This window comes from Corynebacterium xerosis NBRC 16721 = ATCC 373, from assembly GCF_001552415.1.
GTDB classification, from domain to species: domain Bacteria; phylum Actinomycetota; class Actinomycetes; order Mycobacteriales; family Mycobacteriaceae; genus Corynebacterium; species Corynebacterium xerosis.
On sequence record NZ_BCRD01000002.1, the window covers coordinates 426,786 to 446,367 of the forward strand.

The 19,582-nt window shown below is 69.7% G+C and carries 20 protein-coding genes; 9 read left to right on the plus strand and 11 right to left on the minus strand.

What is annotated here, in order from left to right:
• Positions 1 to 534 (minus strand): hypothetical protein, encoded by a 534-nt coding sequence (locus CX1_RS04800; RefSeq protein WP_146780609.1) that lies wholly within the window; start codon positions 532 to 534, stop codon positions 1 to 3.
• A 332-nt stretch (positions 535 to 866) separates the two neighbouring features.
• Between CX1_RS04800 and CX1_RS04805 the strand changes: the two genes are divergently transcribed.
• The gene (locus CX1_RS04805; RefSeq protein ID WP_046650318.1) at positions 867 to 1,112 is read left to right on the plus strand and encodes a metal-sensitive transcriptional regulator; all 246 of its coding nucleotides are present in this window, start codon (positions 867 to 869) and stop codon (positions 1,110 to 1,112) included.
• 110 nt (positions 1,113 to 1,222) lie between these two features.
• Here the strand turns inward: CX1_RS04805 and CX1_RS04810 are convergent, their stop codons facing one another.
• The 5 genes from CX1_RS04810 to CX1_RS04825 all read right to left on the minus strand — a co-directional run bounded on the left by CX1_RS04810 (position 1,223) and on the right by CX1_RS04825 (position 5,440).
• Entirely contained in the window at positions 1,223 to 1,903 is a 681-nt protein-coding gene (locus CX1_RS04810) for a suppressor of fused domain protein (protein ID WP_046650319.1), read from the minus strand.
• Positions 1,904 to 1,943: 40 nt separating this feature from the next.
• Positions 1,944 to 2,621, minus strand: a complete 678-nt coding sequence (locus CX1_RS04815; RefSeq protein ID WP_082719149.1) for a ribonuclease FAU-1 family protein — start codon at positions 2,619 to 2,621, stop codon at positions 1,944 to 1,946.
• A gap of 59 nt (positions 2,622 to 2,680) precedes the next feature.
• A complete protein-coding gene (locus tag CX1_RS12520) occupies positions 2,681 to 2,839 on the minus strand; it encodes a DUF8730 family Cys-rich protein (RefSeq protein WP_162836783.1) in 159 nt (52 codons plus the stop codon).
• Positions 2,840 to 3,124: 285 nt separating this feature from the next.
• Positions 3,125 to 3,841: an Rv1157c family protein gene (locus tag CX1_RS04820; RefSeq protein ID WP_046650292.1), complete on the minus strand. Its 717-nt coding sequence runs from the start codon at positions 3,839 to 3,841 to the stop codon at positions 3,125 to 3,127.
• A 324-nt stretch (positions 3,842 to 4,165) separates the two neighbouring features.
• Positions 4,166 to 5,440 (minus strand): TsoY family (seleno)protein, encoded by a 1,275-nt coding sequence (locus tag CX1_RS04825; RefSeq protein ID WP_046650293.1) that lies wholly within the window; start codon positions 5,438 to 5,440, stop codon positions 4,166 to 4,168.
• A gap of 387 nt (positions 5,441 to 5,827) precedes the next feature.
• Here CX1_RS04825 and typA point away from each other — a divergent pair, with 387 nt between their 5' ends.
• The 6 genes from typA (at position 5,828) to dapC (ending at position 13,135) form a co-directional block, all read left to right on the plus strand.
• Positions 5,828 to 7,744 carry a translational GTPase TypA gene (gene typA, locus CX1_RS04830; protein ID WP_046650294.1) on the plus strand — a complete coding sequence of 639 codons (1,917 nt, stop codon included), beginning with the start codon at positions 5,828 to 5,830 and terminating at the stop codon, positions 7,742 to 7,744.
• Positions 7,745 to 7,843: 99 nt separating this feature from the next.
• Positions 7,844 to 10,021 (plus strand): ABC transporter substrate-binding protein, encoded by a 2,178-nt coding sequence (locus CX1_RS04835; RefSeq protein ID WP_060925342.1) that lies wholly within the window; start codon positions 7,844 to 7,846, stop codon positions 10,019 to 10,021.
• Between the two features lie 39 nt (positions 10,022 to 10,060).
• Positions 10,061 to 11,113, plus strand: a complete 1,053-nt coding sequence (gene mshB, locus CX1_RS04840) for an N-acetyl-1-D-myo-inositol-2-amino-2-deoxy-alpha-D-glucopyranoside deacetylase (protein WP_046650296.1) — start codon at positions 10,061 to 10,063, stop codon at positions 11,111 to 11,113.
• The gene (locus tag CX1_RS04845) at positions 11,110 to 11,559 is read left to right on the plus strand and encodes a hypothetical protein (protein WP_046650298.1); all 450 of its coding nucleotides are present in this window, start codon (positions 11,110 to 11,112) and stop codon (positions 11,557 to 11,559) included. Before mshB ends, CX1_RS04845 begins: the two co-directional genes overlap by 4 nt.
• Positions 11,560 to 11,614: 55 nt before the next feature.
• Positions 11,615 to 11,938, plus strand: a complete 324-nt coding sequence (fdxA, locus tag CX1_RS04850) for a ferredoxin (RefSeq protein ID WP_046650299.1) — start codon at positions 11,615 to 11,617, stop codon at positions 11,936 to 11,938.
• Between the two features lie 6 nt (positions 11,939 to 11,944).
• Positions 11,945 to 13,135, plus strand: a complete 1,191-nt coding sequence (dapC, locus tag CX1_RS04855; RefSeq protein WP_046650300.1) for a succinyldiaminopimelate transaminase — start codon at positions 11,945 to 11,947, stop codon at positions 13,133 to 13,135.
• Positions 13,136 to 13,386: 251 nt separating this feature from the next.
• Here dapC and CX1_RS04860 read toward each other — a convergent pair whose 3' ends face one another.
• From CX1_RS04860 to CX1_RS04875, 4 genes are all read right to left on the minus strand, one after another.
• Positions 13,387 to 14,307 (minus strand): hypothetical protein, encoded by a 921-nt coding sequence (locus CX1_RS04860; protein WP_146780607.1) that lies wholly within the window; start codon positions 14,305 to 14,307, stop codon positions 13,387 to 13,389.
• A 246-nt stretch (positions 14,308 to 14,553) separates the two neighbouring features.
• Positions 14,554 to 15,045 (minus strand): hypothetical protein, encoded by a 492-nt coding sequence (locus CX1_RS04865; protein WP_146780605.1) that lies wholly within the window; start codon positions 15,043 to 15,045, stop codon positions 14,554 to 14,556.
• Positions 15,046 to 15,050: 5 nt separating this feature from the next.
• A complete protein-coding gene (locus CX1_RS04870; protein WP_046649480.1) occupies positions 15,051 to 15,266 on the minus strand; it encodes a helix-turn-helix transcriptional regulator in 216 nt (71 codons plus the stop codon).
• Between the two features lie 339 nt (positions 15,267 to 15,605).
• The gene (locus tag CX1_RS04875; protein WP_060925344.1) at positions 15,606 to 15,929 is read right to left on the minus strand and encodes a hypothetical protein; all 324 of its coding nucleotides are present in this window, start codon (positions 15,927 to 15,929) and stop codon (positions 15,606 to 15,608) included.
• A gap of 93 nt (positions 15,930 to 16,022) precedes the next feature.
• Between CX1_RS04875 and CX1_RS04880 the strand changes: the two genes are divergently transcribed.
• Together CX1_RS04880 and CX1_RS04885 are read left to right on the plus strand one after the other, a co-directional pair.
• A complete protein-coding gene (locus CX1_RS04880; protein ID WP_046649478.1) occupies positions 16,023 to 17,006 on the plus strand; it encodes a pseudouridine synthase in 984 nt (327 codons plus the stop codon).
• Between the two features lie 153 nt (positions 17,007 to 17,159).
• Positions 17,160 to 18,194 (plus strand): cutinase family protein, encoded by a 1,035-nt coding sequence (locus CX1_RS04885; protein WP_046649477.1) that lies wholly within the window; start codon positions 17,160 to 17,162, stop codon positions 18,192 to 18,194.
• An 80-nt stretch (positions 18,195 to 18,274) separates the two neighbouring features.
• On the opposite strand, the gene dapD is transcribed toward CX1_RS04885, so the two are convergent.
• Positions 18,275 to 19,240 (minus strand): 2,3,4,5-tetrahydropyridine-2,6-dicarboxylate N-succinyltransferase, encoded by a 966-nt coding sequence (gene dapD / locus CX1_RS04890; RefSeq protein ID WP_060925345.1) that lies wholly within the window; start codon positions 19,238 to 19,240, stop codon positions 18,275 to 18,277.
• Between the last annotated feature and the right edge of the window lie 342 nt (positions 19,241 to 19,582).

Here is a 19,582-nt window from a genome sequence, read left to right on the forward strand (position 1 = left end):
CTACGTCGTGGTGAAGAAGGCGCGGTTGTCGGCGCCCCGGTAGGACTGCACGGTCGCCCACGCCGCGATGGCCGAGGCCGCCACGATGAGCACGGTCACGGTGCTGTCGATGAAGTCGGCGGCGCCGGACACGCCGGATTCGTTGGCGCCGGTGATCATCGCGATGACCGCCAGCACCGCGTTGACGGTGAACACCATCGCGGCGACGCTGAGGATCATCCGCGCGGCGGCGCTGCCCCGCAGCAGCTTGCCCGCCAGAATCCAGCAGGCCAGCGCGACCAGTCCCTGCATCACGGTGGCGAAAACGACGCTGATCAGGACCGACGTCTGCGCCTGGCCCTCGGTGGGGACGACTGTGCCGGTGGTGCCGGACATGGCGGCGTCGATCATCCGGTCCCAGTTGAGCATCGCGGTGGCCACGTTGAGCGCGAGCGCCGGCAGGTAGACGGCGACGGCGATGCGCCACAGCCGGCTGCCTTGCGCCGCATGGAACGGGGTGGTGCGGTGCGGTGTGCTGTCGGGACGGGCGTTCATGGCCATCAATGTATCAATCAAGGTGGACCGTGCCGAACGTCGCGCCCACGCCACCAGGGATTATGAACGTTCTCTCAGACAGATCTGTTCAGAACCACATGTCATGAGGTACGGTACGGGGTATGTAAAGGTATCGCGCAGGTACCCGCGCCCCGCTTTTTCCGCGGCACCGCCGCCGTCGACCGCCCCGAGTGGTCGGCGGCCGCCGCCGGATCGCCCCGGGGCCGGAAACCTGCGCCCGGATGGATCGTTCGACGATCAGACAGGGGTGATCGGTGGCTGCAGAGTCGCTCGCTCCGACCTCGGAAGCGGATCCCGGGTTCGACCCCGACGTGCAGCGTCGGGCCATCATCAACCGCCTCAAGCGCGCGCATGGCCAGTTGGCCGGCGTCATCGCGATGATGGAGGAGGACCGCCATTGCCGTGACGTGGTCACGCAGCTCGCGGCGGTGTCCAAGGCGCTGGATCGCGCCGGTTTCAAGCTGGTGTCGTCGTCCATGCGCGGCTGCCTCAACGGCAGCGACAACGGCAATCTCACCCCGGACGAGATCGAGGAGCTGTTCCTGCGCCTGACGTAGGTGCGTGCCTTCGGCCGTGTGCTTGACGACGGTTGCGTGACGACGTCCGGCCGTCCCGTCACGCCACGCCGTCTCGTCATACACACGGTCCCGTCACGCACTCGGTCCCGTCACACCACGCCGGCCCGATGGGGGTCGGCGAGCACGGTGCCCTTGTCGCGCCACAGCGCGCGAAGTTCGGGCACGCCCTTGGCCCGCGCCAACGCGAACTCGTTGGGCGTCGCCGGCACCGGCTGAAGCATCGCCACGGTGACGGGTTCGCCGCCGTCGCCGTCGGCGGGCGCCCCGATGCCCATGGGCAAAGGTGAACCGCCGAGGGGGAGGCCTGCGGCGTCGTCAAGCGGAGAACCGGGGCCACCCGCCACCCCGGGCGCGACGGTGACGTCGGGGACGTCGGCGTCGGTGAGCACGAACCCCGTGAACCGGGCATCCGGCCACAACGGCGACCCGAAATCCAGCAGGGCGCCGTCCTGCAGCACCAGCCCCTCGACGCTCGGCGACGCCGCGAGCATCGCCAGCGGCCGCGTCACCGCGTCCAGGCCGCCGATGATCGGCAGCACCAGCTCGGCGCGGGGCCCCGAATTTGGGTCGGCGACCAGCGCCGACGGATCCTGCATCGGCGATCGCGAGCAGCCCAGCGTCGCGTAGGTGACCGTCCGATCGGCATCCGGGCCGAAGCGCAGCACGCTCAGGGGCTCGGCTCCGAGGAACGTCAGCTTCGCCTCGCCGGGCGCGCTTTCCTCGAAGTACCCGCACAGCTGCGCGCGCACCGCATCGATGATGGCGTTCATTGTCCTGCCCGCTTTCCGGCCGTCGGCCCGTTTCGGTCGTTCATCGCTTTCCGACGCTAACGTCCCCGTCGACGGCTCCCGCACCCGGCCCCGCGCCAATGGCCACGCGCTTGGGGCGCGGCTGGTCGGCGGGAGCAAGCGAGACGTCGTCCGCCCAGGTCACCGGGCAGCCGACGGAGGCCAGCCATGCATCGACGTCGCCGTCGTGCGCCGTGATGCCCGCGAGCGCGGCGAAGGCCCGGTCGATGGCCCACGCGCCGGTCTCGGCGTCGACGAGGCCGGCGGCGACGGCTGCGGTGAGCTCGTCGGCGTCGTCGACGCGCACCTCGCCGTCGAGCACCACGAGATCCAGGTAGAGGTCGCGCGTGCGCCACACGTCGAAGGCGGCGTCGCGGGTGATGGGGTCATCGCCGGTGGCGAAGGCGCCGTTGGCGGCATCGGAGCCGGGTCCTCTCGTCACCTCGGCGACGTCGAGATAACGGTGGCTGGTGGCCGCGATGCCGGGGCGGGAGTGGAAGATGTTCGCGCGCAGCCCCAGGTCCGGCAGCAGCCAGGACTCCAGGTAGCCGAACTGGGGATGGTCGGCCCCGCGCCCCATGTACAGGCCGTGGGGATGGGTCTCGAAGACGTCGACGCCGCGAACGAACCCCTTGGGGTCGACGTTCGCGGCGGCGGAGACGTCGAAGGTCTCCAGCTTCGGCACGTGCAGGTCGGACATGGCCACGACTTTAGCGCCGAAACGACCGGGTTCGGCGGGAATGGGCCGCGTGCCCGGTTTCAGCCGAACAGGCCCATGAATCCCGACTTCTTGGGCTCCTGCGCACGGCAGGTGCACTGGCGATCCTTCGGGACCGTCGCCATGACCTGATCGACGTGCATGCCGCAGCCTCCCCAGGTGGTCTTGTGGCAGCGGGGGCACTCGACGGGGTAGCACATGGTCGTCTCCTTGAAGATCGGGAAGTGAAGATAGGGAGGTGAAGAAGGGGCACTGTAAATGAGGAAGTCTCGGGTGGTGTCGGCGCCGGCACCGGGGCCGTGGCGTGCGCGGGCAGGCCGGGTCAGGGCCCGTCTGGACGCCTCGACGATGACGACTATACCCCACTGGGTATGTGATTCCAGCCAATGTGACGAGCGCCCAGTTTTCGAGGGGTACCCCGAAAACGCGGAAACCCGCCCTGCGGCCGTGTAGGCCGGGGCGGGTTTCCGTGGAGCGGAGAAGCGCTACTGGACGACCGTGTAGGTCGCGGAAGGGGTGTAGTTGCACTCCGCCGGGCCGCTTTCCTCGTCGGCGGTGAAGCCACCCTCGACGACGGAAACGACGATGCCGGAGCCGGTGTCGGCGACGCCGTTGACCGTGCCGGGGCCGTCCGGGTTGACGCCGTTGTAGGTCAGCGGGGTCGTGCCGTACTTGCCGTTGGTGATGTTGACCCAGTGAACCTTCATGTTCGACTGGCCGTCGTAGACGCCGGAGGTGCCGAGGCCGGTGAAGATGTAGCCGGTCTGGCCGGCCGGGACGCCGGGCAGCGGCAGCTCCTGCGGGCCGGGGAACGAGGTCGCCATGCCGATGGAGTTGCCCTCGCCGTCGATGCAGTTCTGCGCGATGCTCGGCAGTGGGAAGTCCGACTTGTTGATGTCGCCGCCCGGCTGCTCCCAGCCCGGCTCGCCGTCGCCCTCGCCGGTGAGGAAGTTGGAAACGCGCTCGAGGGCGCTGCCGATCTCCTCCGGAACGCCCGGCTGGCTGGTGATTCGCTCGATGGCGGCCGCGATCTCGTCGGACGGCAGGTCGGAGCTGCTCGGCGCCTGCGGGATCGAGCCGAGGTTCGGGGTCGGGATGCCCGGCTGCGCGATGGCAGCGGGAGCGAGGCCGGCCGACAGCAGGGCGGCGCCGCCCAGGGCGGCCGCAGTGCGGCGGATGATGGTGCGTCGGTTCGAGACCACGGTTGAAGTACCCCTCGTAGGTCGTAGCTGAAGATCACCTGAGGTGACGTTTACGGAATCGTCGCCATCATAAAGCGTACAAACGCATTTGGGAAAAGATTCGGTAAATTTCTTCCCCCCGCGGAAAGTCGTTGCAGGTGTGTCGCGTGTGACTGGTGGGGTCGATGTGCTATGGAGTTAACGCTGGTGTCCGCGTCGGATCCCCGAAAGCGTCCCGACCACCGCCTGCGCGTCCCGGATCCTGGTGGGATGCCGGTGTGCAGGGGTGGCCGGGGCGGTGGCGCGCGGAGATGAAGTCGTCTATTTGCGCGAGGTGGCCGTCGGTCAGGCGTTGACCTTCTCGGCCGCCGGGGCGGCGGAAGCGGCCTCCGCGGCGGCCCGCGACTTGCCGAAGGCGCCCGACTTCGACAGCTGGTTGCGGAATAGGGTCACGCCCGCCCACAGGGTCACCGCCGCGATGACGGCGATCAGCGCCAGCAGCACGTAGTAGGTGACGGAGAACTTCTCCACGATGCCGTTGGCGACGAGTCCGACGTGCAGCGCGAACATCGACAGCACGGACAGTCCGACGCCCGGGCAAACCAGGGTGAAGGCGGCCGGCGACGCCGTGTCGCGGCCCAGCAGGAACTCGTCGTAGAAGCCGTTTGCGCGCATGACCATGTGGCCCAGGCCGAGGAACGTCATCTGGAACGCGATCGCGCCGGCGAGCATGACCAGCACGAGGATCGAGGACTTCGGGTGCGGGGAGCCGTCGTAGGAGGGGGAGAAGGTCTCCAACGTCTGCAGGCCGTGGCGCAGCCGCAGCATGGTGATCGCCAGCAGCGTGGAGATCGGCACCGCCAGCCACAGGGTGGCCGAGTTCTGCAGCGACAGGCCGTAGCGCATCATGCTCATGACGCCCAGCGGCAGGAACACGACGAACAGCAGCACGGCGATGGAACCGAAGAAGAGGGAGCCCAGCAGGGCCAGCATGACGACGGTCTTGTTGCCCGACATCGCGGCCGGCGCCGCGAAGCCCACCGTGACCATGGTGAAGGCGAAGGCGGACAGCAGCTGATTCAGGCCGCCGTTGGCCTTGAAATCGAATCCGGCGGCGATGACGCGCTTGAGGTACGCGGACATGATGACCAGCGCGAGGGCGCCCACGGAACCGTACGCCAGCAGCGCCAGCGGCATGAGGTTCTCGATGATGTCCCACAGTCCCGGGACCAGCGCCATCGCGGCGACGAAGATGCCGTTGACCGTCATCCCCAGCGTCAGCGGGATGGCCATGAGGGTCACCTCGGCGTTGGTGGACTTCAGGGTGGCGTAGGCCTCCGTGCGGCGGAAGCGCGAGAACTCGCGGAAGTTCCACGCCAGCAGGGTGAGGTGCGTGGCGAACATCGCGATCATGCCGACGTAGCCCACGGCGATGGCGGACTTCATGAACGCCCCGCCGGTGGCCCAGGCGTCGGCGATCGACTCGAAGGTGGGCATCGGGGTGTCCGGGTGGGGCGTGATGTGCATGAACACCATGAAGAAGAAGACGGACATGCCGCCGAAGCCGAGGGCGGCCAGGAAATAGAGGGGCGAGTACTTCTGGCCGAGGTCGCGGATCATCGGTGACGACGCTCGCTTTCGTGGTTCGGTGATTCGTGGTCCGGGAAACGGGGAAGGGGCGCCCCGGAATTTGGATACCCCGTGGGGTATAGGTCCCGAAGATTAGGTCACTCTGAGGGGCTCCGTCATCTTCATATACCCGTGGGGGTACCCGCGAGTGGCGTGGGCCACCGTCGGCGGCCGCGCCTCGCCCGATTTCCGCCCCGCTCGTTCCGGCCGCCCGAAAGTCGATGGCCGAACGAGATGCGCGCCGGCCCGTCGTCAAGCAAAATCCCCCGTCCAGCCCCGCCGGCACGTGAAATCGCGCCCCGCCCCGCCATGCGAGTAGCCTGTATCCGCTAGGCCCACCGCGGCCCACATGCCTCAATCTCCAAGGAGCCCCCACACGTGAACGAAACCGAGTTCCGCAACGTCGCCATCGTCGCACACGTCGACCATGGCAAGACCACCCTCGTCAACGCCATGCTGGAGCAGTCCGGCGTTTTCGGCGATCACGGGGAGGTCGCCGATCGCGTGATGGACTCCGGTGACCTGGAGCGTGAAAAGGGCATCACCATCCTGGCCAAGAACACCGCCATCCGCCGCAAGGGCGCCGGCAAGGACGGCCGGGACCTGATCATCAACGTCATCGACACCCCCGGCCACGCCGACTTCGGCGGCGAAGTCGAGCGCGCCCTGTCCATGGTCGACGGCGTCGTCCTGCTCATCGACTCCTCCGAGGGCCCGCTGCCCCAGACCCGCTTCGTGCTGGGCAAGGCGCTGGCGTCCTCCATGCCGGTGATCATCGTGGTCAACAAGACCGACCGCGCCGACGCCCGCATCGACGAGGTCGTAGAGGAGGCCCAGGACTTGCTGCTGGAGCTCGCCTCCACCGTCGAGGACCCCGATGCCGCCGAGGCCGCCGAGCGCAACCTCGAGCTGCCGGTGCTCTACGCCTCCGGCCGCGCCGGCAAGGCCTCCACCGAGAACCCCGGCAACGGCGAGCTGCCCGACAACGAGGACCTCCAGCCGCTGTTCGACGTCATCACCTCCGTGCTGCCCGAGCCGTCCGCGGACGTCGACGGCCCGCTGCAGGCCCAGGTCACCAACCTGGACTCCAGCTCCTTCCTCGGCCGCATCGGCCTGATCCGCATCCACTCCGGCAAGATCCGCAAGGGCCAGCAGGTGTCCTGGATCCACTACGACGCCGACGGCGAGCAGCACATCAAAACCGCCAAGATCGCCGAGCTGCTGCGCACCGTGGGCGTCACCCGCGTCCCCACCGACGAGGCCATCGCCGGCGACATCGCCGCGATCTCCGGCATCGACGAGGTCATGATCGGCGACACCCTCTGCGCCGTCGACGCCCCGAACCCGCTGCCGCGCATCATCGTCGACGAGCCGGCGATCTCCATGACCATCGGCGTCAACACCTCCCCGATGGCCGGCCAGGGCGGCGGCGACAAGCTCACCGCCCGCGTGGTCAAGGCCCGCCTGGACCAGGAGCTCATCGGCAACGTTTCGCTGCGCGTCCTGCCGACCGAGCGCCCCGACGCCTGGGAGGTGCAGGGCCGAGGCGAGATGGCGCTGTCCATCCTCGTCGAGACCATGCGCCGCGAGGGCTTCGAGCTGACCGTCGGCAAGCCGCAGGTGGTCACCAAGACCGTCGACGGCAAGCTGCAGGAGCCCTACGAGCACCTGACCATCGACGTCCCCGAGGAGTTCCTCGGCGCCGTCACCCAGCTCATGGCCGCTCGCAAGGGACGCATGGAGCAGATGGGCAACCAGGGCTCCGGCTGGGTCCGCATGGAGTTCATCGTCCCGTCGCGCGGCCTGATCGGCTTCCGCACCATCTTCATGACGGAGACCAAGGGCACGGGCATCGCCAACCACTTCTCCGCCGGTTACGACGACTGGGCCGGCGAGATCAAGGACCGCGCCACCGGCTCCCTCGTCGCCGACCGCACGGGCCAGATCACCGCGTACGCGCTGCTGCAGCTGGCCGACCGCGGCACCTTCTTCGTCGAGCCGGGCGACCATGCCTACGAGGGCATGGTCGTCGGCGCGAACCCGCGCGACGAGGACATGGACATCAACATCACCAAGGAGAAGAAGCTCACCAACATGCGTGCGGCGTCGGCCGACACGACGGTGACGCTGGACAAGGCGCGCTCCCTGACCCTCGACGAGGCCATGGAGTTCTGTGGCGGCGACGAGTGCGTCGAGGTCACGCCGGAGGGCATCCGCGTGCGCAAGCTCATCCTCAACGCCACCGAGCGCAACCGCGCCCGTTCCCGCGAGAAGGCCCGCAACCAGGGCAAGTAGCCGTTCGGCCGGGGTGTCGCCTCTTCCGGAACCGGCGTGTGCCGCCGGCCGTCCCTTTGCGGGCGGGCGGTGCGCCGCCCGTGAAGTAGGCTGATCCCCATGTTCGAACGCCAGAATCGCCGCCGCCGCAATGCTCTGTTCGGGAGCGTCGCGGCGGCGATTCTGCTGTCCGGGTGCATGGCCAACCCGGGCGACGCGCCGACGGTGGGGGAGGAAGAGCCGCGGCGCGACGATCCGGTGCGCGCGGAGGAGTCGCTCAAGCGGATCCAGGTGGGCGTCGACGCCTTCGGCGAGGGGTTCAACCCGCACCTGATCGCCGATGCGTCGCCGGTGACGGATCTGGTGTCGCAGCTGACGCTGCCCAGCGCCTTCGAGCCCGATCCGGAGGACCCGGCGCGTTGGCGGATGAGCCCCGATCTGCTGGAGAGCGCGGAGATCGTGCCCGTCGACGCGCCCGTTCCGGACGAGGACGCGGGCGGCGGTGAGCGCGGCGGCAACGGCGGCAGTGGCGGCAATGGCGATGGCAATGACGGCACCGACGATGGCAACGGTGGCATCGGGGGCCCCGACGCCGCCGCACCCTCCATCGCGGCCGAGGCCGCCGAAGCCGACCCCTCGGACGCCCGCCCGGGCGACACGCGCATCCGCTACCGCATCCGGTCGGGGGCGCAGTGGTCGGACGGCACGCCGATTTCGGGGTCCGATTTCCGTTATCTGCATGCGTCGCTGCTGGCCAATGCGGGCGTGGCGGAAGCTTCGGGCTACGAGCGCATCCGCGCCATCACGGTCTCCGGCGGCGGTCGGCAGGTGGACGTGCTCATCGACGGGCCGATGCCGGAGTGGCGGACGCTGTTCCGCAATCTGCTGCCCAGCCATCTGTTGCGGCCCTCGGCGACGCCGTTCGTCGACGTCCTGGATTCGGGCATCCCGGCGTCGGGCGGCCGGTACTCGGCGCAGTCCATCGACGTCGGCCGCGGCGAGGTCCGCCTGGTGCGCAACGACCGGTTCTGGGGCGAGTCCCCGGCGAAGACGGACACGGTGATCATCCGTTCCGTCGATGGCGCGGTCACGGGCGCGGAGCAGTTGCGCGCGGCCCAGCTGCAGGCCCTGCGGCTGCGTCCGAAGCAGACCACGGCCCTGACGTATGGGCTGGTCCCGGGTGCGGTGGATGTCCCGGCGGTGCTTCCGCGCGAGCTGACCCTGCATGCCAACGCCGCCTCGCCTTTGCTTGACGACGTCTCCGTTCGCCGCGCCGTGTTGTCCGCCGTGGACGTGCCCGCGGTGGCCGCGATCGCGACGGGGCGCACGGATGATCTGGAGATCCCGCCGGTGCACCCGTCGATCGAGCGACCGGCGGGGGAGGCCCCGCAGGACTTGACCGATTCGATCGATGGGGTCACCGACGAGGATCCGTTGCTCATCGGCGTGATGGGCGACGACGATCAGGCCCTGGCGGCGGCCCGCGCCATCGCCGACCAGCTCACCGCCGCAGGTCTGCCGACCCGGGTGACGGGCGCGGATGACCAGGCGCTGGCGGGGTCCCTGCTGCCGTACGGGCGGGTGGACATGGTCGTGGCGTGGGGCCGTTCGGTGGATTCGCCGCTGCAGGCGGCGAGCCGGTGGTCGTGCCCGGCGCCGACGCGGGCGTCGACGGAGCCCACCGAGGACGAGGGGGCCGGCGGGGAGACCGCGACCGGTGCGGAGCCGGGGAACCAGCCGGGGAACGGGGCGGGGAACAGTGCGGCGAACGGGTCCGAGAATGGGGCCGGGAACGAGCCTGCGAACGGGTCGGCGAGTGAATCGGGGGAGGACTCGGCGTCCGTCACCACGTCGGCGGCGCCCGCCGACGTTGCCCGTGGCTCCAATCTTTCCGGCCTGTGCGATCCCGGCATCGACGCCATGATCGGCGGCATGTTCGACGGTGCGGCGCGTGCCGCGGAGGGCCTGGGCTCCGACGTCGTCGCCCCCTCAGGAGCGGTGCCGGAGGAGATCTGGTCCGCCGTCGGGGAGCAGGCGATCGAATTGGGTCTCGTCGTCGACCGCATCCTCACCGTGATGGGCACCGGTGCCAGCCTGGCCAACGACGACGACCCCGCCACCTGGCCCTCCGATCCCTTCATCGGGCCGCTGATGACCCTGCCCGATTGGCGGCGGGTACCCTCGGCCACGACATCGGAGGTCGCCGACCCCGGCAACGACCCCGGCGCCGAAGGCGGCCCCGATAATGCCGCCGGAAACGACGGCGACGCCGACGACCCGGGCGCCCGGACGTCGTGAAGCCAAACCCGAACCACCAACCGCACCGAAAGGGCCGACATGGTTGAAACCGCCGACCAGGCACGTGATCTGACGGGGATGCGCGTGGCGCTGGTCCACGCGCACCCGGATGATGAGGCGATCACCACCGGCGGCACCATCGCGCAGCTGGTGCGCCGCGGCGCGCAGGTGACGGTGGTGACGTGCACGCTCGGCGAGCTCGGCGAGGTCATCGGCGACCCGTACCGGGGGCTCGTCGGCGGCGAATCCGATCAGCTCGGCGGTTTCCGCGTCCACGAGCTTCACGCGGCGCTGGTGGCGCTGGGCTGCAACGGGCCCGGCCACGCGCCGGTGCACCTCGGCGGCGCGGGGCGGTGGCGCGATTCGGGCATGATCGGCGACCCGGGCAACGACGACCCGCGCGCGTTCATCGGCTCCGGCGACGAGGCGCTCGGCCACCTGGCCGACGTGCTCGGGCGGCTGCGGCCGCACGTCGTGATCACCTACGACGCCGACGGCGGCTACGGCCACCCCGACCACATCCGCGCCCACGAACTCACCGTCGCGGCGTGCGACCGGTTGCGCGCGGCGGCACGCGACTCGGGCGAAGGCACCGGCTCCGGCGACGCCGCGCTGTGGGCGACCATGTGGACCGTCACCGACGACGACGCGCTGCGCGACGGCCTCGACGCCATCGCCGTGGTGCCCGACGCGTGGACGCGGGCCGACTTCGACGACCTTCCTTCGGTCGCCTCCGATTTCGCGGTTTCGCTTTCCGACGCCGACCTCGCCGCAAAGACGGCCTCCCTCCGGGCGCACGCCACGCAGGTGTGGGTCGGGGACGGCGGCGTGAGCATGGTCAATCCGCGCGCCGCCACCGGTGCCGTCGATGCGTCGGGTGACGCGCGGGGCGTGTGGGCGCTGTCGAACCTCATCTGCCAGCCGATCACGCCCGCCGAGCATTACCGGCTGGGCACCGCCGGAGCAGACCTCGCCGCCGTGTTCGCGGGGGAGAAGACGTGGGACGAGCTGCGGCGGGACTCTGCCGCTGCATCCACCGCGCCCGCAGCCTCCGCCGGCGCGCCCGCCGACACCGAAGGAGCGTCGCGATGAACGAGAAGGCCGAGGGCGGGGACGTGGCCGTCGAAAAGCACTGGGGCGACCCGGACCGCAGCCAGGTCCGCGAGGACATCGACCGAGGGGAAATGATCACCGGCATCGCCTGGCTGTCCGTCGCGGCGCTGGTGTCGCTGGTGCTCGAGGTCGCGTACCTGGGCACGCGCATCGACGTCGGCGGGCTGTCGATCCCGCTGCCGTGGACGATCATCGCGGCGTACGTATTTAATCTCATAATCACTCGTACGGCGATGCTGTGGACCGACCGCAGTAACATCGCGCTCATCCCCATGTGGACCTGGATCGCCGGGTACGTCTTCCTGTGGTTCTGGACGGCGCTGCCGTTCGGCGGCGACCAGGTCATGGGCGAATGGGCGCGGACCCTGCTGCTGCTCGTCGCCGGTATCGTCGGGGGCGGTTGGCCGCTGCGCCGCCGGAAGTGACACAATGGGTTGGTTTCAACCAGCCCCGCATTCGTGAAAGGCCGTTTCCCAAGCCATGACTTACGTGATCGCCCAGCCCTGCGTAGACGTGATGGACCGCGCCTGCGTGGAGGAATGCCCCGTCGACTGCATCTACGAGGGCAAGCGGATGCTGTACATCCACCCCGACGAGTGCGTCGACTGCGGCGCCTGCGAGCCCGTGTGCCCCGTCGAGGCCATCTTCTACGAGGATGACGTGCCCGACGAGTGGGTCGAGTACACCGACGCCAACGTCGACTGGTTCGACGAGCTCGGCTCGCCCGGCGGTGCCGCCAAGCTCGGCCCGCAGGACTTCGACGTGAAGTTCATCGCGGCGCTGCCGCCGCAGGCCGAAGAGTAGGCGCGCATGACCGGATTGCCCCCGCAGTACCGGGAGCGCACCACGCCGGCCGGGCGGTTGCCCGCGTTCCCGTGGGATTCGCTGGCCGGCGCGAAGGCCCGCGCGGCGGCGCACCCGGACGGGATGATCGACCTGTCGATCGGCACGCCCGTCGACGGCGTCTTCGAGTCGGCGCGCGCCGGCTTGGCGGCGGCGTCGGCCGTGCCCGGGTACCCGCAGACGGCGGGCACGCCGGAGTTGCGCGCGGCGATCGCGGGGGCGATGGAGCGCCGCCATGGCGTGGTCGGCCTGTCCGCCGAGCGCGGCGTGCTGCCGGTGGTGGGGACGAAGGAGGCCATCGCGTGGCTGCCGTTCCTGCTCGGCGTCGGCGAGGGCCACACGGTGGTCATCCCCGAGCTGTCGTATCCGACGTACGAGGTCGGCGCGCGGATGGCGGGGGCGCGCGTGGTGCGCGCGGATTCGCTGACGCAGCTGGGCCCTTCGCGGCCGACGCTGATGTACGTCAATTCGCCGGGCAATCCGTCGGGCCGCGTGCTCGGCGTCGATCATCTGCGCAAGGTGGTGTCGTGGGCGCGGGAGCGTGGCGTGATCGTCGTGTCCGACGAGTGCTACCTGGGCCTGGACTGGGAGCTGGAGGCGCCGTCGATTCTCGATCCGCGGGTGTGCGACGGCGATTTCACCGGTCTGCTGGCCGTGCATTCGTTGTCGAAGGCCGCGAATCTGGCGTCGTATCGCGCGGGGTGGCTGTGCGGCGATGAGTCGCTGGTCCAGGACCTGCTTGCTTTGCGACGCCACGCCGGCCTCATGGTTCCGGGGCCGATCCAGTCGGCGATGGTGGCCTCGCTTGACGACGACCACTCCGTCGACGTCCAGCGCGGCCGCTACGGGCGCCGTCGTGCAGTTTTGCGCGCGGCCGTCGAGGGCGCGGGTTTCCGAGTCGACGATTCGGATGGCGGCCTGTACTTGTGGGCGACCCGCGATGGCGCCGCCGCTGATGGCCATGCAACCTCCGACCAGCCCACCACCGCCGATTCCGCCGAAACCTGCCGTGACCTGGTGGATTGGTTCGCCGATCGCGGCATTCTGGTCGCACCCGGCGAGTTCTACGGGCCGAAGGGCGTGCGGCACGTGCGCATCGGCCTGACGGCGTCGGATGAGGCCATCGAGGTCGCGGCCGGCCGTCTCCGCTCGTCGTAAAGCGCGCCTATCCTGCGCGGACTTGCGGCAGCCGCTCCCCGTGCGCGCACTGCAGTCGAACCCGCACTCGCTTGCGCCCCAATGCCCTCACTGGTCACCGGTGGATCTTGATCTGCATTAAGTTGGTCGATTCGTTGCAAATGGGCCCTCAAATCCGGAGTTTTCGACCGAGAATTGCCTCGAATCGACCGAGTAAATGCGGATCAAGCCTTGGGGCGGGGGTTTTCGCCCTACGGCAAGTCGGAAGAGACTCAGTTGCGGCGGAAGAAGCGGGTGACGCGATCCGGCAGCTTTTCGTGGCGCAAGAAAACCTCGCCCGTGAACTGCGGCCCCGCCTTCTCCAGGAACTCGCGCCGCGCGACCACGCGTTGCATGATCAACGGCCCCGCCGATCCATCGACGAGCATCCGCCACGTCAGCTGCACGACGTCAATGCCGCAGTTGGCCAACTCGCGCATCGCGGCGTTCTCGTACGTCGAAATCACGTCCCCGTCGCCGTAGCGGCCGTCGTACTTCTTCCACCCGTGGAACTCGATGACCATGGCCAACGCGGGGATCCAAAAGTCGACGCGCCGGATGGGCCGACCATCCGGACCGACGATGTACACCTGCTGCAGGACGGCGGCGATGCCCAGGCAATGGAGCAGCCACCGCGTCCATGACTCAGCCGGGCTCTCCGACAGCGTCGATGCAAGCATCGCAACCTCCGCCGTCGCCTTCGCCCCGCGCGTCCGGCTTCCCAGCAGGCGGGTTGCGAGAGCCGAAATTGCGCCGCGGCCGTGGCCTCGCCGCAGTGCATCGTCTGCGGCGGCGAGCGCGTGCTCGGGGCCGTGCGTTTCTCGCAGGTCGTGGATGGTCCGCGCTGCGGTGGTCGTGCGCACGCCGTCGACGATGGTGATGTCCGATTCCTCGAGGCACAGCGAGCGCACCACGTGTCCGGAACCGTTCTTGGTTTTGCCGCGGCCGACGTGTGCGAGATGCACGGGTTCGTCGGTTTCTCGGTCCGGGTCGACGAGTATCGCCAGCCCGAGGACCCGAGCCGCGCTGACGCCGGTGAGCACGAGTGCGGGGTGTGCGTGGGCGTGGGCGAGACAGCGCAGGCGGCGGCGCTCGGGCCAGTCGGCGGCGCGCCACTCTTCGATGCCGATGGCGACGGCCGGCGCCAGTTTCACCGCGGTGCCCGCGTGGATTGCCCTGGCGAGGGCGGAGCGGCCGGTCGGGCCGTCGGCTCTGATGAGCCCGGATCCGATCGGGCGAAGCCCGGGTTTGTGGTCGAGTGGTCGTGTGGCCGCGGTCCGGCCGCGCGTGTTCGAGTTGTCCCCCATGCCTCATTGGACGCGCGCCGGGGCCGGTCGGTTCCGTCGATTTCGGCGCGGGTGTCCCCGTCGGTGTACGCGCGCGGCGAAGGAAAACGGGCGTCAGTCGTCGGCGAACTTCTTGTCGAGGCGATTGATATCCTTGCGTCGGCCTCGGCGCTGGACCGCCAGCGCCACGGTGAAGCCGATGATGCCGCCGACGACGCCGCCGACGATGCCGCCCGAGATCCAGCCGACCGTCGACGCTCCGCCGCCGTCGGGGTCGTTGTAGCTGAGACCCGCCAACCACATGATCATGACGAAGATGAGCAGCGCCCATTCCGCGGGCGAGGGCAGCAGCGGCCGGGGGCGGGGGACGTGCCGCTTGAGCCAGTTGGTGCCGATGACGGCGCCGCCGACCATGGGCGCGAGCACGAGCAGCGGGATCCAGCTGTTGCCGTCGGGCAGGATCCAGGCGAGTGCCGCGCCGAGCGCGACGTAGCCGTAGAAGCCGGTGTGATACGTGATGGTGTTGGACTTGTGCAGCAGGTTTGACTGGTATTCGTCGTCGACCGTGGCGTCGTAGCGGGCGACGATGGTGTCTCCGATGGACATCGTGGTCATCCTTCCTGTTCGTCGCCGAAGATCTCTTCGACGGTTTTGCCGAGTTCCCGGCAGATGGCCAGCGCCAGGTGCACGGAGGGGGAGTAGTTGCCGCGTTCGATGTTGGCGATGGTTTGGCGCGACACGGCGACGCGGTCGGCCAGTTCGGCTTGGGACAGTTCGTTCCAGCGCCGGTATTTGCGCACCATGTTGGTCAGTTCGCCGTCTGCCATGGGTGCCTCCTCGTTGTCGGGTGGAGCGAGCCGGTTTGGACGGGTGTGGCGAGTTCGCTTTTCTCCGTGCCCATCTTCCATGACCCAGCGTAAAGAATACTTGACATTGTGGCAATGGTGGAGCCGAGGGGGCGTCTGCTTTCGATGATGGGTGGACGGGCACTGGTCGGCGCATGCGAAAACCCGGGCCGCGTGGGCCCGGGTTCGATGGGATCGTTCGGTGGTCGGCGCCGCGGTCCGCTTTACGACGTCCCCGCCGCCACCTCGTCCACCGTGCCAGTTCTCTGCGCTGCCGCCGGCGGTGCCGCGGTTATCGGCAGCGCGCCACTGCCGGCCCGTTCATCGGCGACGGGAGGCGGCCCCGGCACCTGCACCGGCGTTCGCGCGGGCACGCGCACGACGCTCGCGCAGCATCGAATTGACGGCCATGCCGATGAGCACCGCACCGGCCACGACGCCGACGAGCCCGAGGATCGCCGCCCACAGCGGCCGACCCTCCACCACGGTCGGCAGCCCGCCGAACACCACGATGAGCAGCAGGCCCGCGACGATGCGCACGCTGTACGCCGTCGACGAGGCGGTGGCGGGATTGGCCTCGGACTGCGGCGTTTCGGGTGCCTGGCGCTGCGGCGGGTTCGGGTTGGCGGGGGTGGCGTCGGTCATGCGGCCAGGATACGGCAGGATGGCGGGCGATTGATCGGGATCGACGCTCGCGGCCATCGCGGGCGCCCGGGTCCCGACGGAAGGGGAACGGGCATGGGCAGGGCCGCGGGCAACAGGGACGACTGGTGGGGCGCGGACAAGGCCTCCGCGGCGGGTACCTCAAATGGCGCCGGCGGTGGTTCCCGAGGCGCCGTGGTCTCCGGGGCCACGCCGAACCACCCCGCCGCCGTCACCCGCCCCGAACCGGACATCCCGTTTGATCCGGTGGTGGTGGCGGAAGAGGAGGCGGTGCTGGTCGTCGACAAGCCGCCCTTCCTGCCCTCGACGCCCAACGGCCGCCTGGTGCGCACCACGGTGCTGCAGCGGCTGCGCGATCGGTTCGGCGAGCCGGATCTGACCTGCGTGCACCGGCTCGACCGGCTGACGTCGGGGCTGCTGCTGGTGTCGCGCGATCCGGCGACGCGCGGCGCGTACCAGCGGATGTTCCAGGATGGACGGGTGGCCAAGACGTACGAATGCTTCACCGTCGTGCCCGATGATTGGACGCCCGGCGAGTCCCGCGACGTCGTCGTCGAGCTGGCCAACGTCGATGGCGAGCGCGGAGTGCGGGTGCGGGATGTTTCGCTTGACGACGGCCCGTCGCGCCCCGTCGGCACCGATGCCGACGAACCGGCGCTGCCGTGGAAAACGGCCGCCACCCGCGTGACCTACGTGGGGCCCGTGGCGGCGGACATCGGCGACGTGCTGCCCGGGATGTTCGGGGGCGCGGCCGGCGGCGCCCATGCGGCGAGTTACGGATGCGGGACGTGCGGCACGCGGATGACGGTGGGGAAGTGGCGGCTGGAGCCGGCCACGGGTCGCACGCACCAGCTGCGCGCGACGATGGCGCATCTGGGCTATCCGATCCTCGGCGACGACACGTACCCCGACGACCTCGGGCTCGACCTGGCCGACGTCACGCGGGTGCTGCGGCTCGTGGCGACGGAGCTGAGGTACGACGACCCCCTCGACGGCATGCCTCGCACGTGGCGCAGTTCCCGCGACGTGACCGATCCGTTGGCCGACCCTTCGTATTAGGCGGTTGCGCCATTGTCGGGTGCGCCCGGCGCTGCGCCCATTGGTTGGACGAATGATTCTCGGATACCATTCTCCTTGTCCAATCGTGGACGTGACCAGGAGAATTGCATGAAAATCGCGGGCCGGAATCGGCGATCCCCCTTCCACTCGAGCGTGGCCGTCAAGGCACTCGTCGCCGGAGCCTGCGTGCTCGCCACGGCGATGGTTTCCCCGGGGATCGCGTCGGCGGACCCCGGATCTTCCGACGGGCCCGGCATCCCGTACGCGCCCCCGGCGGAGGGCCACGGCGGCGTGCGCAACCCGACGATCCCGTCGATGGTGTGGTCGCCGATCGAGGGCGCGGCCGGGCGCGTCATCGGAGCAGACCTCGGCGCCGCCGCCCTCGACGAATTGGCCTGCACGCCGATCACCGCGATCCACGTGCCCGGCACCGGCGACACCAACGTGCAGCGCGACCCCGACGATCCGCACGGCCGGATCGTGTCGGGCCTGGCCCACGACCTGGGCCTGGCCCTCGGCGACGACGTTCGCAGCATTCACGTCCCGTACCCGGCCGACGTCGCGTTGTCGGCCAGTTACGTCGGATCCAGCGCCCGCGGGATGGAGATCCTGAACGGGCTCGTCGCCGCCGTCGACGCAGCCTGCCCCGACACGACGTTCGTGTTCACGGGGTATTCGCAGGGCGCGGACATCGTCGACGACTGGGCGGGGACCGTCATCGCAGGCGAGGCTGCGATCGGCCCGGAACGAATCGCGGCGATCACGGTGTTCGGCAACCCCCGTCGCGGAGCCGCCGTCGCCGAGACATTCGGCACCGCGCCATCCGACAGCCTCGGCATCCTCGGCCCGCGCGGAATCACATGGGGAACGCTGTCCGACCGGGTCTTCGACGCATGCAACGCCGGCGACATCTGGTGCGAGTCGGGCCCCGGCATGCGCCGCATTGCTCCGGCGGTGATGGCGGCGTCGCTCAAATCCGCCGACGCCCGCGCCACGGCAGAAGCGATCCGCACGGCGCTCGGCGCGGACATCGCCGGCGACCCGGAACTGCGCGAAGCGCTTGACGACGTCCTGCGGTTCCTCCTCGACGGCTCGGCCGACCACCTCACCTACGAGGATGATCTCGAGGGCCTAGGCTCCGCACGCGAGGCGGCGCTGGAGTTCCTCCTGGAGCGCCTCGCGGGCTGACCCGGGCCAGATCCGCTGACCGGGCAACTTTCGCTGAGCTCAGCCAGCTCCACTGACCCGGGCCAGCTCTGCTGACCGCCCTAGTTCTTGTGCAGAGCCTCGTTGAGCGTCACGCGCTCGGCGGCCCACGGCACGACCTCGACCTCGCCGGTCTGCGAGTTGCGGCGGAACAGCATGTTCGACCCGCCGGACAGGTCGGCGGCCTTGCGGTGCTTGCGCACGCCGTCGAGAAGCACCGTGCACTTGGTGCCCGCCGTGACGTACAGGCCGGCCTCGACGACGCAGTCGTCGCCAAGCGAAATGCCCACGCCGGCGTTGGCGCCGATCAGGCACCGCTCGCCGACGGAAATGGTCTGCTTCCCGCCGCCGGACAGCGTGCCCATGATCGACGCGCCGCCGCCGACGTCCGAGCCGTCGCCGACGACGACGCCCGCCGAAATGCGGCCCTCGACCATCGACGTGCCCAGGGTGCCGGCGTTGAAGTTGACGAAGCCCTCGTGCATCACCGTCGTGCCCTCCGCCAGGTGCGCGCCCAGGCGGACGCGGTCGGCGTCGCCAATGCGCACCCCGGTCGGCATGACGTAGTCGATCATGCGCGGGAACTTGTCCACCGAGTACACCGTCAGCGGCCCGCGGCCGAGCAGCTTGGCGCGCACGACGTCGAAGTTCTCCGTCGAGCACGGCCCGTAGTTGGTCCAGATGACGTTGGCCAACAGCCCGAAAATGCCGTCCAGGTTCAGCTCGTGCGGCTTGGCCATGCGGTGGGACAGCAGGTGCAGCCGCAGATAGGCGTCGTATGCGTCGACGGGCGGGGCGTCGAAGTCGGCGATGTCGGTGCGCACGCCCACGCGGTGGACCCCGCGGTCGACGTCTTCGCCGATGAGGTGCGAGAAGAAATCGCACGAATCCGGCAGGTCGTCGGGCGCCTCCAGGCTCGTGCCGGTGCTGCCGTTGCCGTCGAGTTCGGGGCAGGGGAACCAGACGTCCAGGACGGTGCCGTCGGCGGCCAGGCTGGCCAGCCCGTAAGAGTGTGCTCCTCGTGTCATGGCGACAACGGTACTCGCCGCCGCCGTGCCGGTCGCGATGGGTTTGTTACGTTCACGTTACGCGGGTGTGTCGGCTGTCACGCTTGCTTTGCGACGCCCGCGTGCAACCCCGAGCGGCGCTCACCTTGGGCCGTGCTCACCCCGAGCTGTGCTCTCCCCGAGCGGGGCGGCCGACGGCGCGCACATGGCCAAACCCACCCCGAAACGCCAAACCCACCCCGAATGGCGTAACCCACCCGCTGTAACGGGTGGGTTAGCTCATTCGGGGTGGGTTAGCGGGGATTGGGCGGCGGCCACGGTGACTAGTGGTGGGCGGCCGGCGCCGCAGCGAACAACGGGGGA